The sequence below is a fragment of the Aeromonas sp. s6 genome, from assembly GCF_040907815.1.
In the GTDB taxonomy this organism is placed as follows: Bacteria; Pseudomonadota; Gammaproteobacteria; order Enterobacterales; family Aeromonadaceae; genus Aeromonas; species Aeromonas caviae.
Window position 1 is genome coordinate 1 of the sequence record NZ_JBFOCN010000107.1, and the last position, 2,425, is coordinate 2,425.

At 57.8% G+C, this 2,425-nt stretch carries 2 protein-coding genes and 1 pseudogene; 1 reads left to right on the plus strand and 2 read right to left on the minus strand.

Translation table 11 applies throughout. The features are described 5' to 3' along the window. Window positions 1-141: 141 nt before the first annotated feature. A pseudogene (locus AB5Y50_RS16760) lies at window positions 142-1,101 on the plus strand (methyl-accepting chemotaxis protein); the annotation flags it as partial. A 193-nt stretch (window positions 1,102-1,294) separates the two neighbouring features. Here AB5Y50_RS16760 and AB5Y50_RS16765 read toward each other — a convergent pair. Beyond that, window positions 1,295-1,849 carry a hypothetical protein gene (locus AB5Y50_RS16765; protein WP_219635791.1) on the minus strand — a complete coding sequence of 185 codons (555 nt, stop codon included), beginning with the start codon at window positions 1,847-1,849 and terminating at the stop codon, window positions 1,295-1,297. A gap of 82 nt (window positions 1,850-1,931) precedes the next feature. Next, window positions 1,932-2,425: IS4 family transposase (locus AB5Y50_RS16770; protein WP_368162502.1), on the minus strand; the 494-nt coding region annotated here is incomplete at its 5' end.

A 2,425-nucleotide genomic window follows, 5' to 3' on the forward strand; every position in this document is an offset into this window, starting at 1 on the left:
ATGAAGCAGGAACCCGGTACTGCGCGAGCAGCTATCACCCAGTAATGGGAATCCCCCTCCTGTGACGCGAAGCGCTAAGGTGGGGAGGATGTCAAGACGATAGGCAAAAAACTTACCGCCGGCTTTGCCGTACTCGGCCTGATGATGGCCTTTATCGGCGGCTTCTCGCTGTTTGAATTCAGCAAGATGAACCGCGCCGCCATCGGCTTTACCGACAGTATCCTGCCCGCCGTCGTGCGCACCAGCACCCTCGGCGAGACCATCAATGCCCTGCGCCGCTACGAACTGGATGTCTTCCTGGTGGCGGACGATGCCCAGCAGAAGGCCCGCTATCGCAACGAGAGCGAGAAGAGCCTGCAAGAGGCTGCGCGCCAGATAGTGGCCCACGATGGCACCATCTGGGCGGAGGATCGGGAGGAGCGCCGCGCCTTTGACATCGTCAAGGCGGACTGGGAGCGATATGTCGCCCTGCACCAGCGCATCCGGCAGATGCAGGACTCGGGACAGATGGCCGAAGCCCGGCACCTCTTCATGGGGGAGGGGGTCACCCTCTACACCACCCTGAGCAAGTCGGTGGGGGATCTCATTCGCATCAACCACGGCTACTCCGTGGGCTCCCGCGCCGAGGTGATCGCCGCCTTTGACAGCGCCAAGCTGAGTGTGACCCTGGCCCTGGTGATCGGCCTGGCCCTGGTTGTCGCCCTCTCCGTGGTGCTGACCCGCCAGATCCGTGACCCGCTCATCATGCTGGCCCGTCAGGCCCAGCGCATTGCGAGCGGCGATCTCGGTCGGGGCGAGCTGCAGGAGTGGATCCGCGGCAACCGCTTCAACCGCGACGAGCTGGGCCAGCTGGGGTCGGCCATCGACCGGATGCAGGGGGCTCTGGCGGAGCTGGTGAGTGAAATCTCCGGTTCGGTGAGTCAGCTCAGCAGCGCGGTAGAGGAGGTGAGCGCCATCTCCGAGCAGTCCGCCGAAGGCATGGCAAGCCAGCAGGGAGAGGTCTCTCAGGTCGCCACCGCCATGAACGAGATGCAGTCCACCGTCAATGAGGTGTCTCGCAACACCACGGACGCCATGGGGGCGGCCAAGCAGGCTTCCCGGGGTCAGCTCACGAAACGGAAAAAATCGTACGTTAAGCGCATGCCATGTTGGCGCGACGGTCTCTTGACGACCCGATCCTGCCGTTCAGTCCATCAAGAACTGAACAGCAGCTAATAAATTACAGGAGCCGTTCGTGATGAACGGTCACGCGCGGCCAGTCGATGCAGCCATTGAGGAAAAGTGGGCTGAGCAACTATTTTTTCAACGCCTTACCAGGTTTTTTTGGGGCCGAGTTCTGAAGGGGGCCTCTGTGCTCAACTAATCTCTGCAATAGCTGATTAGTTTTCCGTTGCTCTAGTAGTAGCTCGCGGAGGAGGGAATCTGTCTTTGATTCCTTTTCTGGCTCAAGCCACTGCTTGGTATTTAAGTCATACCAAAAACCACTATTGTCAGGCAGCTCGATGCCACAAACGACTCGATCACCTTCCTGACGCGCTTCTCCTCTACTTTGAATCGCCTCCTTTAGCTCCTTACGTGCAGCATGCTGTCCATGATTCAAAAAAATTGTTGCCGCTTTACGCGTCACCCCTTCCTTCACTTCACCGCGCTCACGAAACACGAAATCAAGAACCCCTTCCTGATCCGCATGGCCTGAGTAATAGCCCTGTATTTCAATGGCTTTCAAAGTGACCTCAGTCGGCGTAATTGTTTTCTCGCCAATCACCAGGTCCTCGCTAGGCAAAGGCTTCCCTTGGTCTCTGGCCTTGCAAATACTGATCAGGCGTTCTCCTAAGGTGCCTTTTGCCATATAACCGGTAACCAGAACCGTTGCTTGCCGTCTGGATGCGACAAGTTTTTCAAGATGCTTAACAACAGGTCCTGTCTCTTGATCAGATCTTGATCCCCTGTGCCATCAAATCCTTGGCGGCAAGAAAGCCATCCAGTTTACTTTGCAGGGCTTCCCAGCCTTCCCAGAGGGCGCCCCAGCTGGCAATTCCGGTTCGCTTGCTGTCCATAAAGCCCCCCAGTCTGGCTATCGCCATGTAGGCCCACTGCAAGCTCCCGGCGCGCTCTTTGCGCTTGCGTTTTCCCTTGTCCAGATAGCCCAGTAGCTGACATTCATCCGGGGTCAGCACCGTTTCTGCGGACTGGCTTTCTACGTGCTCCGCTTCTTTTAGCAGCCCTTGTGCCCTGAGCGCTTGCGGCAGGGTGAAGCTTTCTCTGAGCTGTAACAGCCTGACTGCAACAAACGAGAGGATCGAGACCATGCGCTCCAGATTATCCGGCTCCTCCATGCGTTGCCTCTCGGCTCCTGCTCCGGTTTTCCATGCCTTATGGAACTCCTCGATCCGCCAGCGATGGGTATAAATGTCGATGACGCGCA

What these genes read in the sequence shown, in the direction of transcription:
- AB5Y50_RS16765 (WP_219635791.1), bottom strand. Translation starts at nt 1,849, where the DNA reads ATGGCAAAAGGCACCTTAGGAGAACGCCTGATCAGTATTTGCAAGGCC.